Raw genomic sequence first — 21,157 nt, 5'->3', positions numbered from 1 at the left:
CATGACGTAATACTGCGCGGGTACACTCCTGGTATGGCTAAAGGCAGAACGTCAGTGAGCATCGCCCCGTGGATCCTGGAAGCGGTGCGCAAGCACGCAGAAGCGCACAGCATCAGCGTCTCGACCGTTCTGGAACGCGGCGCCCTCCGCGAGATCGCCGCCACCCACAGCTCGGCCGCCCGCGCCGCGGTCTACGGCTCCGGGGCTGTCGCCACCCAGGAAACCGACGAACGGCTCCTCGCCGAGGACGTCCAGCACGTCACCGCCGAGCGCCGCTCAGGCGAGGCCGCGTGAGCCACCGCTTCGGGGAACTGTGGTCCGTCCAGCTTGGCGACCGCGACGAAGTCCGCCTTGTCGTGTCCGGCGACTTTTACCACACGCTCTACAACGACAACGTGCTCACTGCGCACGTCGAGGCGGCGGACATGGCCCACGCCCTGACCGCCTTCGTGGTCGACGTCGGAAACGGCCAGTCCGCGATGATCGACCGCATCTCGACCGTGGCCGTGGTGCGGCTGAAGGGCAAGATCGGGGACTTGCCCGAAGCTCAGCTCCCCGCCCTACGCGGCATGATCTCCACCATCTTCGGCATCACCGGCTGACATCACGCTCCTCAGGCACTGCGACAAAGATCTCCTAGCCACTTCTGCCGCCTGGCGGGTATGACTTGTCCTATGGATAACCTTCTCGCCGGGCCGCCCCCGACTCACCTGCCGGACCTGCCCGAGGCCCGAGAGGCGCTGGAATCCGGCGCTAAGGCGTCCGACGTGGCAGCGCGCTTCCCCGCCTACCCGGCGGCCTGGGCCGCGCTCGCGGACGAGTACTTCGCCAACGGCCACGCCGTGACCTCCTACGCCTTCGCCCGCACCGGCTACCACCGGGGGCTTGACCAGCTCCGCAGGAGCGGCTGGAAGGGTCACGGGCCGGTCCCGTGGGAGCACGAGCCCAACCGCGGCTTCCTGCGCTGCCTCTACGCGCTGTCCAGGGCCGCCCAGGCGATCGGCGAGAAGGAGGAGGCCGAGCGGTGCCTGCAGTTCCTCAAGGACAGCAGCAGCGAGGCCTACGACGCGCTCGCCAAGAGCTAGCTCTTGGGACGTTTGGCCCAACTCGGGTAGTCTCTCCACGCAAGAGCCCCTGTCGCACTTGCGTCAGGGGTTTTCGTTTTGCGCGGGAGAGATAACCATGCCGGCTGTCGTTGTCTTGGGCGCCCAGTGGGGCGATGAGGGCAAGGGTAAGGCCACCGACCTGCTGGGCGGTGCCGTCGACTACGTGGTCCGCTACCAGGGCGGTAACAACGCGGGTCACACGATCGTCATCGGCGACCAGAAATACGCCCTTCACCTCGTGCCCACCGGCATCCTGTCGCCCGACGTGGTTCCCGTGATCGGCAACGGCGTGGTGATCGACCCCGGCGTGCTGCTGTCGGAGCTGGACGGCCTCGCCGAGCGCGGCATCTCCGCCGAACGGCTGCTGATCTCGGCGAACGCCCACCTGATCATGCCCCACCACAAGGCCATCGACAAGGTGACCGAGCGCTACCTCGGCAAGGCGAAGATCGGCACGACGGGGCGCGGCATCGGGCCCGCCTACGGCGACAAGATCTACCGCATGGGCATCCGCGTGCAGGACCTGCTCGACCCCGGCATCCTCGCGCAGAAGATCGAGGCGGTGCTCGGCGAGAAGAACCAGGTGCTGACCAAGGTCTACAACCGGCGCGGCATCGACGGGCAGAAAGTGCTGGAGGAGTACCTCGGCTACGCCGAGCGCCTCAAGCCGCACATCGCCGACACCTCGCTGGTGCTGAAGAAGGCGCTGGACGAGGAGAAGTTCGTGCTGCTGGAAGGCGGCCAGGGCACGCTGCTCGACATCGACCACGGCACCTACCCGTTCGTCACGTCGTCGTCGCCGACCAGCGGCGGGGCGTGCGCGGGCGCGGGCATCCCGCCGAACCGGCTCACCCGGGTGATCGCCATCCTGAAGGCGTACACGACGCGCGTCGGCTCGGGCCCGTTCCCGACGGAGCTGACCGACGAGGTCGGCGACTGGCTGCGCACCACGGGCGGCGAGTACGGCGTCACGACCGGACGCAACCGCCGCTGCGGCTGGTTCGACGCGGTCATCGCGCGTTACGCCACGCGGATCAACGGGGTCACCGACTTCTTCCTCACCAAGCTGGACGTGCTGTCGGGGCTGGAGCGGATCCCGGTGTGCGTGGCGTACGACGTCGACGGGGTGCGCCACGACGAGATCCCGATGACGCAGACGGAGTTCCACCACGCGAAGCCGATCTACGAGGAGTTCCCCGGCTGGCAGGAGGACATCTCGAAGGCCAAGACCTTCGAGGACCTGCCGCCGAACGCGCAGGCTTACGTGCGGACGCTGGAGGAGCTGAGCGAGTCGCGCATCTCCGCGATCGGCGTCGGCCCCGGCCGCGACCAGACGATCCAGCTCCACTCCCTGGTCTGACCGCCGGGCCGCCGTCCGGCGCGGGCGCTGACGTCCTCCATCCCGTACGGCAAGCCGTGCCAAGCCCACCGTGGTCACCGCGGTGGGCTTTCCCGTGCGGTAGCCGTACAGGGAGAAAGAAGCGGAGAGATCAGGACAAACAGCTACCGGCGTGGCAGGTGCGCCATCGCGGCGGGCGGGCGGTAGGGTCCCCCGTGTGCATGTCGAAATTCACGGTCACCGGGGTGCCAGAGGTCTCTGGCCCGAGAACACCCTGCCCGGGTTGAGCCATGCCATGGAGCTCGGCGTCCATGCGCTGGAGCTCGATGTCGCGCTCACCGCCGACCGGCGCCTGGTGCTCACCCACGATCTCACCGTCTCCGCGGTGACGAGCGCCGACACGCGGCCGCTGACCGCGCAGGACCCGATGTTCCCCTACGTGGGCAAGCCCATCAACGCCCTCACGCACGCCCAGCTGCGCATGCTGGACGTGGGCGTACGGCTGCCGCGGCACCCCGACGACAGGTTCGCGCTCACCCAGAAGCCCATGCCGGAGACCCGCATGCCGACGCTGGGCGCGGTGCTCGGGCTGGTGAACGCCTACGACGCCGCCTCGGTGCGGCTGCACATCGAGCTGAAGTCCGACCCGACCAGGCCGGAGCTGACGTCGGATCCGCTGGAGTTCACCGAGGCGGTCGTGGCCGAGCTCGACAGGCACGGCAGGCTCGGCAACGCGGCCATCCTCAGTTTCGACTGGCGCATCATCGGACACGCGGCCAGGCTGGCGCCCGACACGCGGCGGTTCGCGCTGATCGAGCGCGCCAGCCTCCACTGGCACGACGACCTCGGCGACGACATCCCCGCCGCGGCGCGCGCCGCCGGGGGCACGACGCTGTCGCCTGAGCACGTGATGGTGGACGAGGCGCTGATGGCGCAGGCGGCCGCGGCCGAGCTGCCCGTCGCGGTGTGGACGGTGAACGACGCGGAGCGGGCCGGACGGATGCTCGACCTGGGCGTGGCGGGCATCGTCACCGACTACCCGGACCGGATGCGGCAGGTGTGGGAGGAGCGCGGGCTCCCCCTCCCCCGGCCCGTCGGCCCCCTCAAGCCAGTCGGCGTCTGACCTCCGCCCTGCGCCCATCGCATCCGGAGAGCCACGCCTGCGCGGCCGGTGACTCGCGACGCCATAGATCCACGGGCTCGCCCCCGTCTAAGGGGTCGGGAACTGCTTCGGATTGAATGTTCATAAGCATCCTTTGCTGTCCATGAGCGATGTACGATCTCGCCTTGTGAACCTGACGGAGTGGGCGCGAGCACAGGGGATCGCCCCTCGTACCGCCTACCGTTGGTTCCGTGAGGGCACGTTGCCGGTCCCCGCGGAACGCGTGGGGCCGCGCACGATCCTGGTCAACATCGACGCGAACACCTCACCGTCTGTGACCGGTGGCCTGGGCTTGTACGCCCGCGTGTCCTCACACGACCAGAAAGCCGACTTGGAACGCCAGCTCGTCCGGTTGTCTCAGTGGGCGGCAAAGGCCGGGTACCGGGTGGTGCGGATCGAATCCGAGATCTCCTCCGGGATGAACGGCGGCCGCACGAAGGCCCGGCGCCTGCTGGCCGATCCACAGGTGACCACCGTGGCGGTGGAGCACAAGGACCGGCTCGGCCGGATGGACGTGGAGCTGGTCGAGGCCGCGCTGTCGGCGACCGGCCGTCGTCTGGTGGCGCTGGACGAGGGCGAGGTCGAAGACGATCTGGTGCGGGACATGGTCGAGGTACTGACGTCGTTGTGTGCCCGTCTGTACGGCCGCCGATCGGCGAAGAGCCGCGCCCGCAAGGCCCTGCAAGCTGCGGCGGCCGATGACTGAGCCGAACAACAAGCAACTGCGCGCCATCGACGCGCCGTTCGTCGCGCTCGGGCCGTCCGGGGTGGCGATACGCGACCGGCTCAAGCACCTCACGCCCGAGGACGAGACAGTCCTCCGGCTGGTAGGTGATCATCTGGGCTCTCTGGCGTCCCGTGATCTCAAGGCCCGTTGTGCGGATGGTCTGGAGCACTCCGCGGACACGTGGGCGGCCCGTAAGCGGGCCTTGACCGCCGAGTCCTCCTCCCGGTGGGCCGGTTCGATCACCAAGGCGAGCCACGATCAGTGGGCGCTGTCGCGCCGCTGCCAGCTCGCGCACATCGATAGCCTCGAAGCTGGTGTCCGTACGCTGAGGCACCGGCTCTCCCAGCCCATCGGACAGAAGGGAACCAAGCGGGCGCCGGGCGGATACCGCTCCGAGCACGAGTGGTTCATGAAGTCGCGCCGTCTGGCAGCGCTTGAGTGCCGGCTGGAGCGGGAGCGGGCTGAGCGTGAGGCCGGTATCGTGCACGTGGTGCGCGGCGGTCGCCGTCTGCTGGGCACCCGGCACAACCTCGCGAAAGCCCAGCTCAGTGAGCAGGAGTGGCGGCAGCGGTGGGAGGCGGAGCGCTGGTTTCTGGCCGCGGACGGTGAGTCGGGCAAGCGGTACGGCAACGAAACCCTCCGCGTCACCCCCGAAGGCGAAGTGTCGATCAAGCTGCCCGCTCCGCTCGCCCACCTGGCCAACGCCCGCAACGGCCGCTACGTCCTGTCCGCCCGTGTCGCCTTCGCGCACCGGGGCGAGGAGTGGGCCGACCGGATCAGCGCGAACCGTGCTGTGGCCTACCGCATCCACTACGACGTTCCCCGTGGTCGCTGGTACCTCACCGCGTCCTGGCAACGCCCGGTCGTGACGACGATCCCGCTGGAGGCGGCCCGCGCCAAGGGCATGGTCGGTGTCGATACGAACGCCGACCACTTCGCGGCCTACCGGCTCGACGCCTGCGGCAACCCGGTCGGCGACCCGCACCGCTTCTTCTACGACCTGTCCGGCACCGCCCCCCATCGGGACGCGCAGATCCGGCACGCCATCACCCGGCTCCTGCACTGGGCCAAACAGTGTGGTGTGGCCGCGATCGGTATCGAGGACCTGGACTTCACCGCCGAGAAGACCCGCGAGAAGCACGGCCGTAACAAGCGGTTCCGGCAGCTCATCTCCGGCATCCCCACCGGCAGGCTCAAGGCGCGGCTGGTGTCGATGGCAGCCGAGATGAATGTGTCCATCGTGGCCGTGGACCCGGCCTACACCTCGCAGTGGGGCGACGAGCACTGGCGCCGGCCGTTGACCAGCAGGACCAGGAAGATGTCCCGTCACGATGCCGCGAGCGTCGCGATCGGGCGACGCGCCCTCGGGCATCCGATCCGGCGACGGACGACACCGCCCCAGCATCACCAGAGCGATGGTGCTGGGCATCGGACCGTCCAGGCCGATCGTGGTGCCCGGGGGCGTGAGGAAACCCGCCGCCCCGTCACGGAACGTGCACCTGATGCACATAGCCAGACAGGGAACATCCAAGGAACGCGGGCGACCAGCGCATCCACCACCGTTCGGGATGCGCGCAGTGCCGGGCAGCGGGTCCAAGACCCACTCCTGATCACTGACGAGGAACGGTGAGACCCGAGGAGACCCCACCAGCGCGACTTCACCGAGTTCGTCGTCGCGCGCTCCGACAGCCTCATCAGCTCGCCTACGTCCTGACCGGCGACCAGCACACCGCCGAGGGCCTGCTGCAAACAGCGTTGGCCAAGACCGCGACCCACCGGCGGGGGATCCGCGACAGTCCCGAGGCGTACGTGCGCCGGGTCATGTACCGCGAGCAGGTCGGCCGCTGGCGAAGTCCGCGCTGGGGCCGCGAACGGGTAGTCCATACGCCGCCCGACCAGGTCACCGGCGACCGGACCCGCGAGGTGGAGACCCGCCTCACCCGCCGGTCACCGTCACCGCCTACGGGCCGGGGGACGAGGTCCTCGGGCAGGTGAAGGACGAGGCGTTCGGCCCGCTGGGCCGCGAAAGCGAGAGCTGACACCCTGTCGCTCCCCTCGGGCCGCGACGTCGTTTCACACGGCGCGGCAGGGTCGTCGTGGCCCTGCCGCGTTCGGTGGTGGAGGGCGCCTGCGAGGGATCAGAGCCAGCCGTTACGGCGGAAGCCGCGATACAGCAGCGTGCAGGCCGTGATCATGACGCCGATCACCACTGGATACCCCCACGCCTGCCGCAGCTCCGGCATCACGTCGAAGTTCATGCCGTAGATGCCCGCGATCATCGTGGGCACGCTGATGATCGCCACCCACGACGAGATCTTGCGCATGTCCTCGTTCGCGAGGGTGTTGGAGCGGGCGAGCGCCGCCTGCAGGATCGAGTTGGAGAGCTCGTTGGACGACTCGACCTGCTCGCACACCCTGGCCAGGTGGTCGCTGACGTCCCGGAAGTATTCGCGCATCTCGCTGGGGATGACACGGCGCTGGGGCAGCGAGGCCATGGGTGCCTGCAGCGGGGTGACGGCGCGCTTCATCTCCAGCATCTCCCGCTTGAGCTGGTAGATGCGGTTGATGTCGCGGGAGCTGACGTCGGCGAAGACGGTGGCCTCGACCTCTTCGAGTTCGAGCTGCATGAGGTCGGCGACCTGGAGGTAGCGGTCGACGACGTGGTCGGAGATCGCGTGCAGTACGCCGGTGGGGCCGCGGTTGATCAGCTTGGGCTTGTCCTCGAGCTTCTCGCGCACCTCGGTGAGGGGGCAGTGCCGCCCGTGCCGTACGGTCACCACGAAGTCGGCGCCGAGGAACACCATGATCTCGCCGGTGGCGATGATCTCGCTGGTCGCGGTGAGCTCGTCGTGGTCGAGGTAGGCGATGGTCTTCAGCACCATGAACAGCGAGTCGCCGTAACGCTCGATCTTGGGACGCTGGTGGGCCTTGACCGCGTCCTCGACCGACAGGGGGTGCAGGCCGAACACCTCGGCCAGCCACTCGACCTCGGGCGCCTCGGGCTCGTGGAGGCCGACCCAGACGAAGGCCTTGGCGCCGTCGTTGTCGAGGTTGTGCTGGCGGACGAGCTGGAGCGACTCGACGATGCCGTCGGCGCAGATCTTCTTGCCGTTGATGTAGGCGCCGTACTCGACGATGGAGTCGACCGGCGGAATGCATTCACCCATGGGCCTGCTCAGCTGACGAGCGGTGTGCACGGGCACGGGGTGACGGTTGATGCGACGGAAAATGGTGGACGAGCGCATGGCAGTCCCTTCCCGCCCGACCTGGCACGGTCCACGCGTGACGAAAGATCACCTCAATCTGGAGATGCGTGGAGGCACGATCAGGCTGCCGAATTGGAGTGGTCGGGGGTGCGCACGATGATCGTGCGCGGGCGAGTACTGCTGGGATCACCAGGATTCATCCCGGACCACCTCCAATCACCAAGAAGCCGCAAAGCCGACCCAACCTACCACGGGCCGGTGAACCTCCCACACTTTACTGGTTGAAGCGTCTACCGATCACGTAGAAGCTGACAAAGATTCGTCCCGGTTCCGGCACATCCGCTTCCATGCATCGGACCCTCGGCTGAGCCGTGCGGCTCGCCCGATGGCGGGCGTTCTCCGGGGGCTCCCCTGAGGCGGGACGGGTGCCGCGCCCGCAGGCGCAGCGGGTGGCGCGCACGCGGGTGAGAGCGGCGGCACGCGAGCTGGGACAATGAGCGGGTGCGCGTTCTTGTGATTGGATCCGGCGGGCGGGAACACGCCCTGTGCCGCTCGCTCAAACTCGACCCCCAGGTTTCCGAGCTCCACTGTGCGCCCGGCAACGCCGGCATCGCGGAGGTCGCGAGCCTGCACGACATCGTCCCCACCGACCCGTTGCAGGTCGCCGAGCTGGCCGAGAAGCTGGGCGCCGACCTGGTCGTCGTCGGCCCCGAGGCGCCGCTGGTGGCGGGCGTGGCCGACGCGGTGCGGGCGGCCGGGATCCCGTGCTTCGGCCCAGGGCGCGAGGCGGCGATGATCGAGGGGTCGAAGGCGTTCGCCAAGGACATCATGAACGCCGCGGGCGTTCCCACCGCCAGGTCGTACACCTGCGCGACGCCGGAGGAGGCCCGGCGGGCGCTGGAGGAGTTCGGCGGCCCGTACGTGGTCAAGGACGACGGGCTCGCGGCAGGCAAGGGCGTGGTCGTCACCGGCGACCTGGAGCAGGCGCTGGACCACGCGCGGGCGTGCGAGCGGGTGGTGATCGAGGAGTTCCTCGACGGTCCCGAGGTGTCGCTGTTCGCGCTGTGCGACGGCGCGACGGCGGTGGCGCTGCAGCCCGCTCAGGACTTCAAGCGCGCCTACGACGGCGACGAGGGCCCGAACACCGGCGGCATGGGCGCCTACACGCCGCTGCCGTGGGCGCCGGAGGGCCTGTCGGAGCAGGTGATGCGCGAGGTCGTGCACCCGACGGTGGACGAGCTGGCGCGGCGCGGCCTGCCGTACAACGGGGTGCTGTATGTGGGTCTGGCGCTGACCTCGAAGGGGCCGAAGGTCATCGAGTTCAACGCGCGGTTCGGCGACCCGGAGACGCAGGTGGTGCTCGACCGCCTGGAGACTCCGCTGGCGGGCGTGCTGATGGCGTGCGCGACGGGCACGCTGGGCGAGCAGCCGCCGCTGGCCTACCGCGAGGGTTCGGCGGTGGCCGTCGTGGTCGCGGCGGAGAACTACCCGGCCGACCCGGTGAAGGGCGACGAGATCACCGGCCTGGAGCCGACCGAGCACGCCTACGTCCTGCACGCCGGCACGGCGGTGAAGGACGGGCGCACGGTGTCCGCGGGCGGCAGGGTGCTGGCCGTCGTCGGCACCGGCCCCGACCAGGAGAGCGCCAGGAACAACGCCTACGAGCTGGTCGGCAGGGTACGGCTGCGCGGCTCCCACCACAGGACGGACATCGCCCGATGAAGCACCTCCACTCCGGCAAGGTTCGCGACCTCTACGAGACCGACGAGGGCCTGCTGCTGATGGTCGCCTCCGACCGGCTGTCGGCCTACGACTTCGTGCTCCAGCCCGACATCCCCGACAAGGGGGCGATCCTCACGCAGCTTTCGATGTGGTGGTTCGAGCAGCTGAAGGACGTCGTCCCCAACCATCTGGCCGGGGTCGCGCCCGATTCGCGCAGCATGCTGTGCAAGCCGCTGCGGATGGTGCCGGTGGAGTGCGTGGCGCGCGGTTACCTGGCGGGCGGCGGCCTGGGCGAGTACCGCCGCGACGGCGCCGTCTCCGGCGTCGAGCTGCCGCAGGGCCTCCAGGACGGCTCGCGGCTGCCCGAGCCGATCTTCACCCCGTCCACGAAGGCGCCGCTCGGCGAGCACGACGAGCCGATCTCCTTCGACGAGGTGATCGCGAAGGTGGGCGAGGAGACCGCGCACGAGCTTCGCCGGATCACGCTCGCCGTCTACACCAGGGGCGCGGAGATCGCCCGCGAGCGCGGCATCATCCTGGCCGACACCAAGATCGAGCTTGGTTGGGATTCCAACGGAGTTCTGACGCTCGGCGACGAGGCCCTCACCCCTGACTCCTCGCGCTTCTGGCCGCTCGACGCGTGGGAGCCGGGTCACGCGCAGCCCTCATTCGATAAGCAATATGTCCGTGATTGGCTGACATCGCCGGAATCTGGATGGGACAAATCCTCCGGCGAAGCACCGCCTCGTCTTCCCGACGAAGTGGTCGAGCGGACCCGCCAGCGCTATGTCGAGGCGTACGAACGCCTCACCGGACACTCCTTTACCGGGTAGTCACGGGGCGAATCGGCCGGGTCAGGCGTCCGCAACGGCTACTGTGGGCGCGTCCGAATCACTTTCAGCTAGATCTTTTTACCGAGGAGAGCGGAGCGAATGGTCCGTTACCGCGTGCGCGGTGGCAACGCACTGCGTGGAACCGCGTTCATCCAGGGCGCGAAGAACGCCGTGCTGCCCATGATCGGGGCCGCTCTGCTCGCGGCCAAGGGCCGTACGGTCCTGCGCAACGTCCCGATCATCGAGGACGTACGGCGGGCGGTCGAATTGGCCCAGGTCATCGGCGCGCACGTGGAGCTCCACGAGGCCGAGCGCACGCTGGTCATCGACGCCTCCAGGCTGACCAGCCCGATACTGCCCGCCGAGATCGCCAGGCGCTTCCGCGGTTCGGTGCTGTTCACCCCCGCGCTGCTCCACCGGCTCGGCGAGGCCGTGGTCGAGGGCGTCGGCGGCTGCAACCTGGGCAGCCGCAACCTCGACTTCCACTACCTCGGCTACAAGCGCCTCGGCGCGATCGTCGACGAGAGCGAGACCGTCATCCACGTCAAGTCCTCAGGGCTGACGGGCGCGACCCTCTACCTCGACACCCCCTCCCACACCGGCACCGAGAACCTCATCATGGCCGCCGCCCTGGCCAGCGGCACCACCGTGATCGAGAACGCCGCGCTCGAGCCCGAGGTGCTCGACGTCATCGACATGCTCACCAAGATGGGCGCGAAGATCAGCGGCGGCGGCACCGGGTTCATCACCGTCGAGGGCGTCACCGAACTGCACGCGGTCGAGCACACCGTGATGCCCGACCGGCTCGACGCGGGCGTGTTCGCCATGGCCGCGGCCATCACCGGCGGCGAGCTGAACCTCGTCGGCCACGGCCTCGACCTGGGCGTGGTCCGCTACAAGCTGGAGCAGATGGGCGTGGAGTTCGCCACGCAGGGCGCGGTGCTCAACGTCCGCTGCCACAACAGCCCGCTGAAGCCGATCAACGTCATCACCGACACCTATCCCGGCTTCGCCACGGACCTGCAGTCGCCGATGATGACCGTGGCGTGCTTCGCCGACGGCATCAGCTACATCCACGAGCGCATCTTCGACGGCCGGTTCGCGCTGGCCGGAGAGCTCAACAAGATGGGCGCCGACGTCAGGGTCAAGGACAACGCCGCCACCGTCCACGGCCACACCGCGCTCACCGGCACCGAGGTGACGGCGCACGATCTCCGTTCGGGAATCGCGCTCGTTCTGGCGGGCCTGGCGGCCGAAGGAGAGACCGTCATCGAGTCGGGCTATCTGATCGATCGCGGGCATGCCCATCTGGCCGAGCGAATGCGCGCGTTGGGCGCGGATATTATCCGCGAGGTTTCTCCCGGCTGAGCTGGCGAAACTCTTTCCAGAGCGACTTTCTGGAAAATTTGGGCGTGACATTATGGCCCTCGCGAGCGATCGTTCCAAAAGAGAGCACTGCAATGGACGGCAGGATGGGACGAACATTGGTCGAGCGGACCGAAGAGCCACCCCGAGTATCACGCCCGGGCGCCATGACACCGGATCTGACGATCGGTGTGGTCGGACCTCACGATCTGGTCGAGCGCGTGATGCTGATGGGTCATGCCGCGGCGCCTCTGCCCTGCCGCCTCGTGGCCGCCGCCTACCGCGACGAGCAGGAGGCGGCGGACAAGGTCACCAGGCTCGGACCGGGGGTTGACGCGTGTCTTTTCGCCAGCCCGGTCCCCTACGACCTGGCAAGGCGGTCAGGAGTGCTGACCATGCCGGCGACGTATGTCCAGCTCGGCGGTGCCGCGCTGGTCGCGGCGCTGGCGAAGGCGGCCATCGACCCGCGGCTCGACCCGCAACGGGTGAGCATCGACGTGGTGTCACGCGCCGACGTTGAGGAGGCCTACACCGATCTGGGCATCCCGGCGACGGACGTGCACAGCCGCGACGAACCGGGCGCGACGGGCACCATCGCGGCATACCACGAGAGGCTGGCCCGGCAGGGCACGACGACGGGGGCGCTGACGTGCCTTCCGGCGGTCGCGGACCGGCTGCACACGGCGGGCGTGCCCGTCATCAGGATCAGACCCACATCGGCGGCCGTGCGGACGGCGCTGCACACCGCGGCGCTGCTCGGCGCCCACCACAGATTGGAGGAGTCACAACTCACGGTCGTTCTGGTCGAGGTGCCGACGCTGCGGGAGCCGGTGCGCAGGGCCGCGCCCCGCTACTGGCGCGACGAGCTGCGCCTGTCGCTGCACCGGCTGCTGGTCCAGGAGGCCAACAGGATCAACGCCACCGTGTGGCCCATCGACGACCACAGCTACCTGGTCACCGCCACGCGCGGATCGATCGCGTCCGCGACCGACGGCTTCAGGGTGCTGCCGTTCGCCGCCAGGATCCGCGACGAGCTCGGCCTGGCCGTCGAGGTCGGCGTGGGCATGGGCCGTACGACACATGACGCCGAATCCCACGCGCGCGCCGCGCTGGCCCGCTCGCAGGCGGGCAAGCAGGCGCAGGGGTTCGCGGTCGATCGCGAGGGGCGGGCGCTGATCCCGGCGCCGCGGATGCCTCCTCAGGGATCGACGCCGCTCAAGCCGAAGGGCATCGAGGTGCTCGCCAGGCTGGCGGCGAAACTGGAGGGCGGCGACACGGTTGTGGACGCCGAGGGGGCGGGAAAGATGCTCGGGGTCACCCCGCGCACCGCTCGGCGGTTGCTGCGCACGCTGGTTGACGAGGGACTCGCGTGGCCGCTTCCGCCGAACCGCACGCCCCAGCCTGGCCGCCCGCGCCAGCTGTACCGGTTGATCGTGGAGAAGCTCGGCCCACGCTGACCTTCTCCACCGGTCCGTCGCCCCTCCTTCCCCTTCCGGGGCGACGGACCACCCTTTGAGGCTCATTTTGTACGGCAAGGCCCAGCCCCGCGCCTACCTTTGGCGCGGGGCCGGCGTCTCTCCAGGGATACGCTCACCGGGAGTGCGGGGCTGGGGTTTCCAACGGAAGGCCAGGTCGCCCAAGTTCGATAGCGCGTCCATGCCGGAGGGCCGATAGCGCGTCCAGGCATCTTGTCCGGTAGCGCGTCTCTTCTCTTGTTCGGTAGCGCGTCCCTCTAACCGGGGGGCTGGCCGTACCGGATCATATGGCGGGTCTTATTGTCAGTAGCTATGGGACAGAACGCCACTGACAATCGGCTGCTCGTCTGGGTGGCGTTGGCCATCGTCTACGTGGTGTGGGGGTCGACCTACCTCGGCATCGCGATCGCCGTGGAGACCATTCCGCCCATGCTGAGCGGCGCCCTTCGGTTCGTGACGGCGGGCATCCTGCTGGGCGGGTTCCTGCTGGCCAAGAACGGGACAGCGGCGTTCAGGATGACCCGCAGGGAGTTCGTCGGCGCGGCCGTCGTCGGGGTGCTGCTGCTGACACTGGGCAACGGGTTGCTGGCCGTGGCCGAGTTGCACATCTCCACCGGTTTGGCGGCCCTGCTCGTCGCGTCCGTGCCGTTGTGGCTGGTGGTGTTCAGGTTCGTGGTGCGGGACCGGCCCAAGACACTCACCCTGGCGGGCGTGCTGGTCGGGCTTGCCGGTGTGGCGGCGCTGTCGCTGACCGGCGCGCAGGGGGCGAACTCGACGTCGGGCGTCATCGTGGTGCTGATCGGGTCGCTGTCGTGGGCGGTGGGCTCGTTCCTGTCGAGCAGGATCTCGATGCCGTCGAACCCGTTCGCCGCCAGCACGGTCGAGATGCTGGTCGGCGGCGCGGGGCTGGTGGTGCTCGGCGCGGGCCTCGGCGAGCGGTTCGACCTGGCGGCGGTCTCCGGCCGGTCGTGGGCGGGGCTGGCGTACCTGATCCTGGTGGGGTCGCTGGTCGGGTTCACCTCGTTCGTGTGGCTGCTGGGCAACGCGCCCATCTCCCTGGTGTCGACCTACGCCTACGTCAACCCCGCCGTGGCCGTCGCGCTCGGCGCGCTGGTGCTGAGCGAGCCGGTGACCGCCCAGATCCTGGGCGGCGGGCTGGTCATCCTCATCGGTGTCGCGCTGGTCATCTCAACCGAGCGGAAGCGTCCGCAGAGCGTCGCCGAACGCGTCGACAGTGGCGGCGATGTCCGCCTCGGTGTGAGCGGTGGACAGGAACCATAGCCCTCGCGGCACCATGTTGACGCCCCGCTCCAGCAGCGCGGCGTGCAGCAGCGCCATCCTCGCCCGGTCGGTGCGGGCGAAGTCGCGGTAGTCCCGCACCGACTCCTGCTCGGTGAGGTAGGTCTGGAAGACCGGCCCGGGGCCGTCCACGAGCATCGCGACGCCCGCCTTGGCCGCGGCCTCGCGCAGGCCCTCCATGAGCGCCCTGCCGCGGTCGTAGAGGGTGCCGTAGACCTCGTCCCTGCGCTCGTCGAGAATGCGCAGCGTGGCCTCGGCGGCGGCGATGGCGACGGGCTGGGAGTTGAAGGTGCCCGCGTGCGCGACCCTGCCGGTCGAGATCGTGTCCATCACCTCGGCGCGGCCCGCCAGCGCGGAGACCTGCATGCCGCCCGCCATCGCCTTGCCGAAGACCGACAGGTCGGGCGTGACGCCGAGGTACTCCTGCGCGCCGCCCGGGGCCAGGCGGAAGCCGGTGATGATCTCGTCGAAGATCAGCAGGCTGCCGTGGCTGTCACACAGCTCGCGTACGGCCCGCAGGTAGCCGGGGTCGGGCACGATGGCGCCCGTGTTGCACAGGACGGGTTCGGCGACGACGCCCGCGATCTCGCCCTTGTGCTGCTCCATGAGGCGGGCCAGGGCGTCCAGGTCGTTCCACGGGGCGACGACGAGGTCGGCGGCCGGAGGCTGGCCCGCCGTACCCGGGACGGCGAAGGGGGCATCGGCGGGCCCGGCGGCGTCCACGGAGGGGTGGACGCTGTAGAGGACCGGGTCGAGCCAGCCGTGGTAGTGCCCCTCGAACTTGAGGATCTTCGGGCGGCCCGTGTGGCCGCGGGCCAGCCGCCAGGCGGCGTGCGCGGCCTCGGAGCCGACGGTGTTGAAGCGGACCCGCTCGGCCGACGGCACCATCGAGCACAGCCGTTCGGCCACGCGCGCCTCCGCGGCGTGCTGGGCCGAGTAGACGATGCCGCGCGCCACCTGCGCGGTGACGGCCTCCACCACCTCGGGCGGGCAGTGGCCGAGCAGGGCGGGCCCCTGGCCGAGGACGTAGTCGAGGTAGACGTTGCCGTCCACGTCCCACAGGCGCGCGCCCTGCGCCCTGTCGACGTAGAGGGGCACGCCTGCCGAACGGCGGGCGTCGCTGGAGACGCCGCCCGCGATGAAGCGCTTGGCGTGGGCGTAGAGGTCGCGGCTGACGTCCAGAGAGCGGGTCATGGCGACCATCAAAAGGCGGCCGTTCCTCCGGCGACAAGCAGGAGGGCAAGAAGTGGGTCGTCAGCGCAAATTTCGGTGCTTGTGAGCCTCTGGGAGCGCTGATGGGCTTGCCGCATGTTCCTTGGACGCATCAGGCGGAGCGCCTCCGCCCCCGTCGAGCTGGTGGCCCTGCGCGGCGGAGCGCTGGTCAGCCTGTCAGACCTCGGCACCGACGACCCCGTGGCCCTGCTGAACTCCCACGGCCTCGACCGCCTCACCGAGGAGGTGTCCAGGCGCAGGCCCGTCCTCGACGAGGCCGAGGTGCTGTTCGAGCCGCCGGTGGCCACCTGCACGAAGATCTGCTGCCTGGCGCTGAACTACGTCGCGCACGCCGAGGAGAGCGGCATGGAGGTGCCGCCCGAGCCCGTGCTGTTCTTCAAGCCGCCGTCCGCGCTGACCGGGCACAACCAGCCGGTCGTCGCCCCCGCGCGGACCCGGCACCTGGAGCACGAGGTGGAGCTGGCGGTGGTGATCGGCAAGGTCACCAAGGGCCTGCCCGCCGAACGCTGGCGGGAGGCGGTGGCCGGATACACGGTGCTCAACGACATGACCGCGCGGGACCTGCAACTGGCCAACATCTCCCGGAACGTGCCGTGGGACCAGTCCAAGGGGTTCGACACGTTCGCGCCCGCCGGGCCGTACCTCGCGACGGTGGACGAGGTGCCTGACCCGCAGTCGCTGGAACTCACACTGGAGGTGGACGGCGAGGTCAGGCAGCGCGCCAACACCAAGCAGATGGTGTTCGGCATCCCCCGGCTGATCGCCGACCTGTCGGACGGGATGACGCTGCTGCCGGGCGACCTCATCGCGACCGGCACTGTCGCGGGGATCGCCCCGCTCGCTCACGGTGACACGATGCGGGCCACGGTCGCGGGTGTCGGCACGCTCGTGAATACGGTCAGATTTCGGTCCGCCTAAAGTGGTGGCATGAGCTATGCCGTCGCCGCGCTGGTGGACATCGATGACTTCGTCGCCTCCTCGCAGGTGCAGGGGCAGGTGTGGGCGCGCCGCCAGCTCGAACGCGCCGACCGGGCCGTATGGGCCGCCGCCTCGGGGCGTCCCGGGGTGAGCTGCCGTCCGCAGCCGCCTGAGGAGTGGCTGATGCTGCTGACCGGAGCCGACCCCGACGCGCTGATGTCGGAGGCGGCGGCGCTGGCCGAGGAGGTACGGGCCCGCATCGTGCGGGAGACGGCCTGGACGGCCACGGTCAGCCTCGGCCTGCCCAGCCTGGCGCACGGGGAGGCGGAGAGGGAGGCGCGGCGGGCCAACGACTACAAGCTCGTGCTCGGCGGCGACCGGGTGATCGCCCCGCTGACTGCGCCTCCCGCTGATCGGCCCAGTGGCGGGCCCGGTGGTGGGCTCGGTGGCGGGCACGCCGCACGGGGGGCGCCTGCGGGGCGGGTCGCGCCTGTCGTGCGGATCGAGGACGAGCTTGCCAGGCGGGTGCGGGCGGGCGACCGTAACGGCGCGGCGGGGCTGCTGGCCGGATGGGTGGACAGGTGCGCGGCCGAGCGCGACGCCGACCCCAGGACGCTGCGCAACTGGCTCATCGGCCAGCTCCTGTTCGTCGTCGACACCGTCAACAGCTCCCGCCTGGCCGACGGGTCGACCGACTGGGTGGAGGCGTGCGCCCGGCTGCCGATCGAGGACATCGTCACGGTCGGCGACATCCACGAGCGCTCCTACCTGCACATCTGGCTGCGGGACACGCTGGCCAGGCTGATGCCGCCGCCCGCGCGCACCGACATCCTGGCGATGGCCGAGGCGTACCTGGCCGAACACTACGCCGACCCGCGCCTGCGGCTCGCGACCGTCGCGGAGGCGGTGTGCGCGAGCCCGTTCTACATCTCCCACCTGTTCGCCGAGGAGCGGCGCACGACGTTCCTGCGGCACCTGACGGCGCTGCGGCTGCGGCACGCCAGACGGCTGCTGACGACCTCGACGCTGCCCATCGACGTGGTCGCGGCGCGGTCCGGGTATCCGAGCGCGAAGGCGCTGCGCGGCGCCTTCCGCAGGCACGTCGGCTGTTCACCCACCGAGTACCGGCGCGCCGGTATCCGTCACTGAGAGGTGCCGCATGGATCTGGCGATCGACGGCGGGCAGACGGGCCTGCGGCTCGGACTGGCGTCGTCAGGGCGGGTGCTGGAGACGCGCGAGGTGGCGGGCCTGTCGTACGCCGAGGGCTCACCGGCCGCGGCCATCATCGAACGGATCGGGACAGGCTGGGGCGACCTCGACACCGTCTGTCTCGGCCTGACGACGCTCGTCGACTCCCCTGCCACCCTGACAGCGCGGCTGCTCGGGATCGCCAGGCGGGTGCTGCTCACGACCGACGTGGTCACCTCGCACGCGGGGGCGTTCGCGGGCGCCGACGGAGTCGTCCTGGCCGCCGGAACCGGCGCGATCGCCCTCGGCGTCCGTTCGGGGGTGGTCCAGGTGGACGGTTGGGGGCACCTCTACGGCGACGCGGGCAGCGGCTTCTGGATCGGCTCCAGGGGCATGGACGCCGCCTTCAGAGGCCACGACGGCCGCGCCGAGCCCGGACCGCTCACCCGCAGGGCCCGCGAGGTCTTCGGCGACCTGAACGGACTGCCCCGGCGGCTCTACCTGTCCTCCGACGCGGTGGCACGGATCGCCCGCTTCGCCGTCCACGTCTTCGAGCTCGCCGCCCACGACCCCACCGCCCGCGCCATCGTCACGTCCGCGGGGGCCGAGCTGGCCGGGACCGTCGCCGCGGCCGCCCGAGGCTTTCCCGACGGTACGGCGGTGCCCGTCGCGTGGACGGGCCGCCTGTTACGCGACCAGACGCTCAGGGACGCGTTCTCGGCCGAACTCGCCCGACGGCTCCCCCACGCCCACGTCACGCCCGCCGCGGGCGACAGCCTCGCGGGCGCCGCGTTCCTGGCCGCCGCTCCCGACCTCGGCCCCTACCGCTCCCTCGTCACGGAGGCCCACCGATGAACCCCCCACACCCCGAACCCGCACCCACCAACCCATCCGATCCTGAGTCCACACCCACCCAACCGACCCACCCCCAAGCCAAACGCGACCAACCGACCCACCCTCGCGCCACACCCACCCGACCGATGGCGGTGGGGTATGGGGAGGCGGCGCTCGTGGTGCCGGAGGGGACGCCGATGGGCGGGTACGTCGACAGGCCGGGCCCGTCCACGGGGGTGCTCGATCCGCTTCAGGTCAGCGCCGTCACCTGGAGTGCGGGCGGGCGCAGGTTCGCGCTGGTCGTCGCCGACGTCATCTGCGTCAACGACGATCTCGTCCAGCGGGTCAGGCGGGAGGCGGGGTGCGAACTGTGGCTGGCCGCCAGCCACACCCACGCGGGACCCGAGACGGGTTGCGTGCCGGGCGGTGGGCCCACGCCGGGTCCGTGGGCGGAGGCGATCGCCGCCGCGTGCCGCTCCGCCGTACAGGCTGCTGTGGCGGGGGAACGGCCGTGCGAGGGTGGCGCGCACCGGGGCGAGCTGCGCGGGGTGGGCGCGGACAGGAGCAGGCCGGACGCCGAGGCGGTGGTGCCGCTCGACGTGATCGCCGTGAGGGACGGCGGGCTGGTCGGGGTCGTGGTGGTGTTGCCGGTTCACCCGACGGTGCTGCCCGCGTCCAACCGGATGGTCAGCGCCGACCTGGTGGGGGCGGTGCGCAGGCGGCTGAGGGAGCGGCTCGGCGGCCAGGTGTGGGTGGTGGTGGCCACGGGCGCGGCGGGCGACATCAGCACCCGTCACACCCGGCGCGGGCAGGACGCGGCCGAGCTGGACCGCTTGGGCGACGTGGTGGCGGCCCGCTGCATCGAGTTGCTGGCGGAGCCCGCGACCCCCGCCTGGCCCTCCGCGGCTCCGGCCCCGCACTCATCCCGGTCCCTGTCCCCGTCAGAGGCTCCCATCGACACCGATGCCGACGTTGCCGGGATGGCTCCGGTGGAGGTCGCGTGGGTGGGGCGGCGGTTGGCGCTCCGGCGAGCCACCGTGGCCGTCGACGTCGACTCGCTGGTGGCCGACGTCGAGCGCGCCGCCGCAGACCCCGTGGCGGCGCGGCTGGCCAGGAGCAGGCTGGAGGGCGTGCGAGCCCGCACCAGCGCGACCGGCCCGATCGGGGTCGAGGTGAGTGTCGCCAGGCTGGGCGATCTCCTGCTCGTCGGCCTGCCGGGCGAGCCGTTCCTCGCCGTCGCCGCGAGCATCGCCGACAGCGGCGCGGGACAGCCCACGGTGGTCCTCGGGTACGTCAACGGCTACCCCGGCTACCTGCCCACCGCCGACGCCTACGCGCGGCCCGAGTACGAGGTGCTGGCCAGCCAGGTCGCGCCGGGCAGCGCCGAACTGCTCGCGGCAACCGCGCGCGACCTGCTGGCGGAGGTCAGTTCTTGACCAGCCGGTACGGCTGCCGCGGCCGTCCCGCCTGGGTGCCCTTGACGGGCGGCATCGGCCACGCCAGCCCCTCCTCCGCCAGGCTCTGCAGCACCCGGCGGGCGCTGCGCGGCGCGATGGCCAGCACGTCGGCCACGATCTCGGCGTCGACGACGAGCGCCTCTGGCCCGTCGCCGAGCCCTTCGACCAGCCGTTCGAGGAGCTTGGCCGCCTTGGTGGTGATGACGGGCTCGGTCTCGGCCCGCCTGCGCTGGCGCTGCGGCAGCGACAGCACGACGCCGTCGCCGCCGACCAGGTAGGCGGCCGCGGCCCCCACGCCGCGCGCCTTGTCGACGGCGACCATGGCGTTGGCGTCGGCGTCGCGGGCGGTGGTGCCGAGCCCGATGCCGACCTCGACGGCCACGCCCGCGTCGGTGCGGATCCTGTCCATGAAGGGGGCGACGCGGAAGCCGTCGGTGGCCTGGGCGAGCGCGCCGACGGTGGCGGTGACGACGTAGCTGTTCTCGTCGCGTGGCACGACGGTGGCGCCCATCACGCGGGCGTCGGCCAGCAATGACTGGTGCAGCGACAGCTTGAGCTCCTGCTGCCAGTAGTTGCCAGGGCCCGAGTAGCTGGGCCTGGCGGAGGCGGCCAGTTCGACCACGACGATGGCGATCTGCGACTCCTCCAGCCTGCTGCCGGTCCCGAGCAGCGCGGCGGTGTTGAGGGCCAGGCGCAGCGTGTGGGAGGTCGGCCGCATGCGCAGCACCGGCACGCCCGCGGCGGTCAGCTTCGTGGCCACGCTCCTGACCGTGGTCAGCGCGGCGGTGGTGGCGCCCTGGCGGTAGAGCTGCTCGTGGAAGGCGGCGAAGCCGCGCGCCGACTCGGGCTGGTCGTACTCCGACAGGTGGACGCCCTCGGTGCCGACGCCGATCTCGCCGTAGGCCTCGGCGACGTCGGCGGCGGGCAGCGAGTCGATGCTGACCCTGGCGGGGTCGATGCCGTGGGTGATGACGCCGCGCAGCAGGCTGGCGTAGAGGCTGGCCCCGCTCATCGGCACGAACGTGGCGGGAACCGGCAGCTCGCCCGCCTGCCTGGCCAGGTCGTGTTGGAGCGGTCCGGTGAACAGGGCGACGTCGATGCTGTCGGCGATCCTGGAGAACTTCTCGTAGGTCTCGTGCTCGCCCGCGTGGGGGGCGCCGACGAGCCGCCAGTCGGCGGCGCCGGGCAGGTCGGCGCCGATCATCATGATCTGCTCGACCAGGTCGGTGGGGCCCACGACCCCGATCGCCACCCTGGATCGCGCCTCGGCACGCAACCGATCCATGATCGTG

Annotated in this window: 20 protein-coding genes; 17 read left to right on the top strand and 3 right to left on the bottom strand. The window is 70.5% G+C overall.

Annotation, left to right across the window (positions count from 1 at the left end):
• The first annotated feature begins 33 nt into the window (after positions 1 to 33).
• From ACFXJ8_RS12680 to ACFXJ8_RS12645, 8 genes are all read left to right on the top strand, one after another.
• Positions 34 to 294, top strand: coding sequence for a hypothetical protein (locus ACFXJ8_RS12680; protein WP_379643995.1), 261 nt, complete (start codon positions 34 to 36; stop codon positions 292 to 294).
• Positions 291 to 602, top strand: a complete 312-nt coding sequence (locus ACFXJ8_RS12675; RefSeq protein WP_379643994.1) for a hypothetical protein — start codon at positions 291 to 293, stop codon at positions 600 to 602. The genes ACFXJ8_RS12680 and ACFXJ8_RS12675 overlap by 4 nt, the downstream gene beginning before the upstream one ends.
• Positions 603 to 674: 72 nt before the next feature.
• Positions 675 to 1,085 (top strand): DUF3151 domain-containing protein, encoded by a 411-nt coding sequence (locus ACFXJ8_RS12670; protein ID WP_379643993.1) that lies wholly within the window; start codon positions 675 to 677, stop codon positions 1,083 to 1,085.
• 97 nt (positions 1,086 to 1,182) lie between these two features.
• Positions 1,183 to 2,466 (top strand): adenylosuccinate synthase, encoded by a 1,284-nt coding sequence (locus tag ACFXJ8_RS12665; RefSeq protein WP_379643992.1) that lies wholly within the window; start codon positions 1,183 to 1,185, stop codon positions 2,464 to 2,466.
• Positions 2,467 to 2,617: 151 nt separating this feature from the next.
• Positions 2,618 to 3,568, top strand: coding sequence for a glycerophosphodiester phosphodiesterase family protein (locus tag ACFXJ8_RS12660; RefSeq protein ID WP_379643991.1), 951 nt, complete (start codon positions 2,618 to 2,620; stop codon positions 3,566 to 3,568).
• A 166-nt stretch (positions 3,569 to 3,734) separates the two neighbouring features.
• Positions 3,735 to 4,313 (top strand): IS607 family transposase, encoded by a 579-nt coding sequence (locus ACFXJ8_RS12655; protein ID WP_379643990.1) that lies wholly within the window; start codon positions 3,735 to 3,737, stop codon positions 4,311 to 4,313.
• On the top strand, positions 4,306 to 5,964 hold the full coding sequence (locus tag ACFXJ8_RS12650) for an IS200/IS605 family accessory protein TnpB-related protein (protein WP_379643989.1): 1,659 nt from the start codon (positions 4,306 to 4,308) through the stop codon (positions 5,962 to 5,964). The genes ACFXJ8_RS12655 and ACFXJ8_RS12650 overlap by 8 nt, the downstream gene beginning before the upstream one ends.
• Positions 5,961 to 6,329, top strand: a complete 369-nt coding sequence (locus ACFXJ8_RS12645; protein WP_379643988.1) for a hypothetical protein — start codon at positions 5,961 to 5,963, stop codon at positions 6,327 to 6,329. The genes ACFXJ8_RS12650 and ACFXJ8_RS12645 overlap by 4 nt, the downstream gene beginning before the upstream one ends.
• Before the next feature lie 143 nt (positions 6,330 to 6,472).
• Here the strand turns inward: ACFXJ8_RS12645 and corA are convergent, their stop codons facing one another.
• A complete protein-coding gene (gene corA / locus ACFXJ8_RS12640; RefSeq protein WP_379643987.1) occupies positions 6,473 to 7,501 on the bottom strand; it encodes a magnesium/cobalt transporter CorA in 1,029 nt (342 codons plus the stop codon).
• Between the two features lie 540 nt (positions 7,502 to 8,041).
• Here corA and purD point away from each other — a divergent pair.
• From purD to ACFXJ8_RS12615, 5 genes are all read left to right on the top strand, one after another.
• A complete protein-coding gene (gene purD, locus ACFXJ8_RS12635; protein ID WP_379643986.1) occupies positions 8,042 to 9,262 on the top strand; it encodes a phosphoribosylamine--glycine ligase in 1,221 nt (406 codons plus the stop codon).
• A complete protein-coding gene (locus ACFXJ8_RS12630) occupies positions 9,259 to 10,095 on the top strand; it encodes a phosphoribosylaminoimidazolesuccinocarboxamide synthase (RefSeq protein WP_379643985.1) in 837 nt (278 codons plus the stop codon). Before purD ends, ACFXJ8_RS12630 begins: the two co-directional genes overlap by 4 nt.
• A gap of 99 nt (positions 10,096 to 10,194) precedes the next feature.
• Positions 10,195 to 11,463 (top strand): UDP-N-acetylglucosamine 1-carboxyvinyltransferase, encoded by a 1,269-nt coding sequence (gene murA / locus ACFXJ8_RS12625; RefSeq protein ID WP_379643984.1) that lies wholly within the window; start codon positions 10,195 to 10,197, stop codon positions 11,461 to 11,463.
• Between the two features lie 164 nt (positions 11,464 to 11,627).
• Positions 11,628 to 12,917 (top strand): transcriptional regulator, encoded by a 1,290-nt coding sequence (locus ACFXJ8_RS12620; protein WP_379643983.1) that lies wholly within the window; start codon positions 11,628 to 11,630, stop codon positions 12,915 to 12,917.
• Between the two features lie 330 nt (positions 12,918 to 13,247).
• Entirely contained in the window at positions 13,248 to 14,216 is a 969-nt protein-coding gene (locus ACFXJ8_RS12615; protein WP_379643982.1) for an EamA family transporter, read from the top strand.
• On the opposite strand, the gene ACFXJ8_RS12610 is transcribed toward ACFXJ8_RS12615, so the two are convergent.
• A complete protein-coding gene (locus tag ACFXJ8_RS12610; protein ID WP_379643981.1) occupies positions 14,124 to 15,428 on the bottom strand; it encodes an aspartate aminotransferase family protein in 1,305 nt (434 codons plus the stop codon). The genes ACFXJ8_RS12615 and ACFXJ8_RS12610 overlap by 93 nt on opposite strands.
• 114 nt (positions 15,429 to 15,542) lie before the next feature.
• On the opposite strand from ACFXJ8_RS12610, the gene ACFXJ8_RS12605 reads away from it, so the two are divergent.
• From ACFXJ8_RS12605 to ACFXJ8_RS12590, 4 genes are all read left to right on the top strand, one after another.
• Positions 15,543 to 16,385, top strand: a complete 843-nt coding sequence (locus tag ACFXJ8_RS12605) for a fumarylacetoacetate hydrolase family protein (protein WP_379643980.1) — start codon at positions 15,543 to 15,545, stop codon at positions 16,383 to 16,385.
• 9 nt (positions 16,386 to 16,394) lie between these two features.
• The gene (locus tag ACFXJ8_RS12600) at positions 16,395 to 17,534 is read left to right on the top strand and encodes a helix-turn-helix domain-containing protein (RefSeq protein WP_379643979.1); all 1,140 of its coding nucleotides are present in this window, start codon (positions 16,395 to 16,397) and stop codon (positions 17,532 to 17,534) included.
• A gap of 10 nt (positions 17,535 to 17,544) precedes the next feature.
• Positions 17,545 to 18,429: a BadF/BadG/BcrA/BcrD ATPase family protein gene (locus ACFXJ8_RS12595; protein WP_379643978.1), complete on the top strand. Its 885-nt coding sequence runs from the start codon at positions 17,545 to 17,547 to the stop codon at positions 18,427 to 18,429.
• A gap of 125 nt (positions 18,430 to 18,554) precedes the next feature.
• Positions 18,555 to 19,844, top strand: coding sequence for a hypothetical protein (locus ACFXJ8_RS12590; protein ID WP_379643977.1), 1,290 nt, complete (start codon positions 18,555 to 18,557; stop codon positions 19,842 to 19,844).
• Here ACFXJ8_RS12590 and ACFXJ8_RS12585 read toward each other — a convergent pair.
• Entirely contained in the window at positions 19,834 to 21,150 is a 1,317-nt protein-coding gene (locus tag ACFXJ8_RS12585) for a GTP cyclohydrolase IIa (protein ID WP_379643976.1), read from the bottom strand. The genes ACFXJ8_RS12590 and ACFXJ8_RS12585 overlap by 11 nt on opposite strands.
• Positions 21,151 to 21,157: the final 7 nt, after the last annotated feature.

Source organism: Nonomuraea sp. NPDC059194 (assembly GCF_042754765.1).
Taxonomy (GTDB): Bacteria; Actinomycetota; Actinomycetes; order Streptosporangiales; family Streptosporangiaceae; genus Nonomuraea.
This window is presented reverse-complemented; position numbering and strand designations above follow the sequence as displayed.